Here is a 4250-nt window from a genome sequence, read left to right on the forward strand (position 1 = left end):
AGAAAGAGCAAACATAAATGAGTGAGAAAAGATATTTGACGCAGGGCGAAATAGACCTTTTGACGAAGATTTACGGAGAACGCGATTATTTTTATCAAACGACGATCGAACGTGGAAGCCGGAATGCTGGCGCGTAATCCGGAGAAGTTCGGGATTTGATTTGCGAGGCAGCGAATTTCTTCAATGCTTGATCGCAATCGATGGTTGATTTAGAACGAAATATGAACTCGCCGCTGTTTTAAGTTGCGAATTTGGTCTTTGGTTCAGTGTTTTGGTGCAGGGATAAAATGAATTGTTCAGCTAATCGATATTGCAAAAATGTTCGTTGGTTTTTTTCTATCGCTTGCCTGTGCACTATTTCTTCGGTCACTTTAGCGGAGGAAAAACACACGATTATTTGGGAGGACCAACCTTTAGCTTTAAACAAAGCGATCAAAGACTACGTGAATTCAGAACATGATCAGTTAAAATCAAAGATTAAGCCTGGAAAAGAAATACGCGTCCTCTATCTGGGCTTTTCTGAAGGAGAAATAGAGAAAAATGCGGCTAGTTTTCCGATTTTTCCTGAGTTTGACTTTATACACCTCCCTTATGGTCGACAGAAATATTACGGAGTTCCAATAAATGAACTCGATTATATGCAAACAGATACAATCGTAGCACTCAACGTGGACCTTTCCAGGGAGCTTAGGGATTGGAGTGAAGACCTGGAACCGGGAAATGTGGAAATATCAGAAATTCTTGATCCCAGGGGACAATACATCCACAATCTGGCGTTGTCTTTGTATTATGTCAACTTGAGAAAAGCCGGTGGCTGGGGAACTGCTGTCGAGCTGGGTGCTCCCCTGGATGATATGAAATATGCCGAGTATTTCTACAGAGAAAATCTGTTCGATAGGCATTGCTCTTCTCAAATCGAATTCACGGGTTTTGACGACGGCCGTACGCCACTCAACAGCATGACCGTCTATTCGAGTGCCGAGCCTGCTTCAAAGGAACAGATTGATTGCCTGATAATGCAGACGCTGATCTTCACGAGGCCTGCGAGCGTTCCCTTCAGGAGTATTTTGAATTCGGATTGATGTTCTTACGATGTACTTTTGACTAATGTCATTCTAGCTCATTTGGATAATATTTACTTTGAAAAATCGTAATGGCCAAGATTTTCTGTTTAGCCAATCGTTGGGACATTTGACTGTCCGGGAAGCATTGCTGTGCCTGGTTGCGAGAGTTTGACTTCCGGTGAAGCACCGAACCGAAGCACCGAACCGGAATAGTCAAATCCACCCAATTTGGTTAGGTGTTCTGGATCGGGCTTGTCGTCGAAACAATTGAAGTGATCACCATTGTGGTCAACAAGCGTTTGGGGCGATGCGGAGCGAACTTTGCACATTTTTTCAAGCCCCTGAGCAACCGGTTGAGCTGGCGTGTTCCGATTGTCCCACGTGTTCTTGTCGCAGGCAGCCTTCCAAATCGTACCGGTTCAACTTACAGGTGGGGTGATTTCAGGTCAGGGCAAAAGACTAATATTGGTGACCCCCGGGTTCCAAACGGCCCGTGGTTATGTTTACGCGAGAGCAGTAGGCGTTTTCCGAAAAAACCTTTCAGCCTGCTTAGACTAACAAAAACATCTTGAAACCTGCTGTGTTGCGAAAGCGTTGTGAGTGAAAAATTATGGATGAGTATTGGAAAAAGAAACTTGATGATGATTTAGTCAATTCCAGAGTTAATGGTGCTTTTAACAGAGTAAATCGGGTGTCATTGAACGAGCGGTATCCGGTCGATAAACGCCGAATGGAAGCACATGAAGTATTAGCAGCGACCATGAACAAGGCGAAGGCCAATACCCAAAAGACCGCCAAAATCACGCAGATGCGCGACTATCTTTTTGATCAATATGGGGCGGGTGCGGTCGCTGATGAAGATTTGCAAGCAGCCCTTTTCAAATTCGGAAAACTAGGGGACGACCATAAGAATGCGAAAAAGCTCATTCACGGTTTGCTGGTGTCGAACAGGACAAGGGCGGGGCACTGGTCCAGCCAGCTTGCGGCAGGAAAGTTTGGCTCGGCCGAGCAAGCCGGGAATGCGATAGCTGAGTTCTACGCCGACGACAAAGCTGTATCACTGGCAAGCGAGTTTTTGGGCTTGCAGGATTCAAAACCAGAAAAGAGAGCCAAGCAAGATCGGCGTCCTACCACCATTCCTAACCGCACTGGAAAGTCGGCGCGCCTGCCTTTACCGAAAAACAGTGCGATAAATGGATCGCACTTGAATTCCATACAGGGGTCAAAGCCCGGGTTTGGGGTTCCCGTGTCGAAGCCAAAGAGCGGGGGAGACACTTCGATGCGTCAGCCGAGTTCGAAAAAGGGTGTCAATCCGTTTGATCTGACAAACCCTGATCTCAAGCAGCAGGCCGAAATGCTGGAGCGTAATCCGGCGCGGGCGCGGCAGTTGATTGTTGCTGCAAGGCGCGATCCGGAGGCGTTCGGGTTTTCGTGACAGAACGACATAGGGCAATCTGAACGCATTGAAACTCGACATCACCGGATGGTTTTCCGGCAAGCGTGCGCTGATGAAAGCCGATGCGAATGGTCTGCAACAGGTGGCCGACCTGGTGGCCGTCAAACTGCTGGCCTTCATCCACGACAGGTCATTTGCCGAGGTTGGCCTTTCCAGGCTGACTGAGGGCAGCAGCGGTGCCGATCCCTTCGCAAGCGACTGCCTCAACCTGAAGGAACAGTCCGAGCTTCTGGTGAAAAACCCGGCGCGGGCACGGCAGATGATCATGGTGGCAGCAAGGGACCCGAAACTGTTCAGGGTTTGAGATCGATTTGCGGAAAATCAGCACAAGAACACTTTGAAAAATTGAAATTGCTGACGGTCAACCAGTAATGAAGATTATCTTCAGTGTATCACTTAGCTTAAGTCTACTCACATTCCGGGACAATCATCGGTTCGTCGTTTTCAAGCGGTGGCCGAATTGAAAGTTTGCCGTTTTCCAGCCGTTTAGCGTGGACGACGTAAACGCTGGGGGTTTCGTCTCCGGGCCACTTCTCAAGACATTCGTACTTGTCACCTTCCGTCTTTTGACAGAAGGCCCGATGGTACGCCCGATTTATCAGTAATACATCCTGGAAAATGGTGAATGTGTAGGGAATTTCTGAGCCTGGGCAAAACTGCACCTGTGCAGAAGCGGGAGTGGCAAAAACCGACATCAGAAGGAAAATTTTTTTCATGAATTCTCGCGTCAATACTTTCTCGCGCCGAATTTACATTGCAGCACGGAACATTGGGTTGCCTGAACCGCAAGCCCGGCTCGCTGCGGCGCAAGCCTCACTAGAGACGGGGGTATGGAAAGTCTGTCAAGGGAAATAACTATTTCGGAATAAAGGCGGGTTCTTCATGGACGGGACCGGTCCAACAATTTCGTACCTGGGAAGAGGAGGGTGGCAAAAGGGTCGAGCTTACCGACAGATTTCGCAAGTATGACAGTCTGGAGGAAAGTATCAAAGACTGGGTCGCGACAGTTGAGCGCCGCTGGCCTGAAGCGATGTCTGCGCTGAGTTTTGAAGAAGCCGCGGAGGGGCTTCGTTATGGGCGATCTGGTGGTTATGCGACCGATAGTCAGTATGGGAACAAACTAGCGTATGTGGAACGCCGAATTGGTGAAATCTATTCTCCGCCGTCGGCGGAGTTAACGGAATTTGTCCGCAAGACAGAAGCCGAAGCGGACTTGCGCAGCCTCGTGGCAGGAGAGCGGGCTGCACGAATGCCCCCGAGTATCTTTGATACACATAGCATGGGCGCATTGAACACTATGGCGACGCCTATTCCGGCTAGCAAACCTCCCGCAATTCAATTGGGCTCTGAAACTAAGCGGGCGGACAGCCGAATACGAGGTACCCGTGATGCGGTTCCCGTGCCGAGACCGAAACCAAGTGGCAATGGCGCGTCTTTGAAGGGAAACCCATTTGATTTGCGCAATCCCAACCTCAAGCAGCAGGCCGAAATGCCGGAGCGTAATCCGGCGCGGGCGCGGCAGCTGATTGTTGCAGCAAGGCGCGATCCGGAGATGTTCGGGTTTTCGTGACAGAACGACATAGGGCAATCTGAATGCATTGAATCTCGACATAACCGGCTGGTTTGCCGACAAGGGCGCGTTGACGAAAGCCGATGCGAACGGTCTGCAACAGGTGGCCGATCCGGTGGCCGTCAAACTGCTGGCCTTCATTCACGACAATTCCTTTGCC

At 49.6% G+C, this 4250-nt stretch carries 4 protein-coding genes and 1 pseudogene; 4 read left to right on the top strand and 1 reads right to left on the bottom strand.

Going from position 1 to position 4250, the window contains the following annotated elements; translation table 11 throughout:
• The first annotated feature begins 287 nt into the window (after positions 1–287).
• The 3 genes from K5905_RS28680 to K5905_RS28690 all read left to right on the top strand — a co-directional run bounded on the left by K5905_RS28680 (position 288) and on the right by K5905_RS28690 (position 2824).
• On the top strand, positions 288–1082 hold the full coding sequence (locus tag K5905_RS28680; RefSeq protein WP_297590815.1) for a hypothetical protein: 795 nt from the start codon (positions 288–290) through the stop codon (positions 1080–1082).
• A gap of 592 nt (positions 1083–1674) precedes the next feature.
• On the top strand, positions 1675–2499 hold the full coding sequence (locus K5905_RS28685; RefSeq protein WP_297590818.1) for a hypothetical protein: 825 nt from the start codon (positions 1675–1677) through the stop codon (positions 2497–2499).
• 28 nt (positions 2500–2527) lie between these two features.
• On the top strand, positions 2528–2824 hold the full coding sequence (locus K5905_RS28690) for a hypothetical protein (RefSeq protein ID WP_297590821.1): 297 nt from the start codon (positions 2528–2530) through the stop codon (positions 2822–2824).
• A gap of 103 nt (positions 2825–2927) precedes the next feature.
• Here K5905_RS28690 and K5905_RS28695 read toward each other — a convergent pair whose 3' ends face one another.
• Positions 2928–3236, bottom strand: a complete 309-nt coding sequence (locus tag K5905_RS28695; protein WP_297590823.1) for a hypothetical protein — start codon at positions 3234–3236, stop codon at positions 2928–2930.
• Between the two features lie 137 nt (positions 3237–3373).
• Between K5905_RS28695 and K5905_RS28700 the strand changes: the two are divergent.
• Positions 3374–4090 (top strand): annotated as a pseudogene (locus K5905_RS28700) (glucosaminidase domain-containing protein); the annotation flags it as partial.
• Between the last annotated feature and the right edge of the window lie 160 nt (positions 4091–4250).

Source organism: Roseibium sp., from assembly GCF_025698965.1.
GTDB lineage: Bacteria > Pseudomonadota > Alphaproteobacteria > Rhizobiales > Stappiaceae > Roseibium.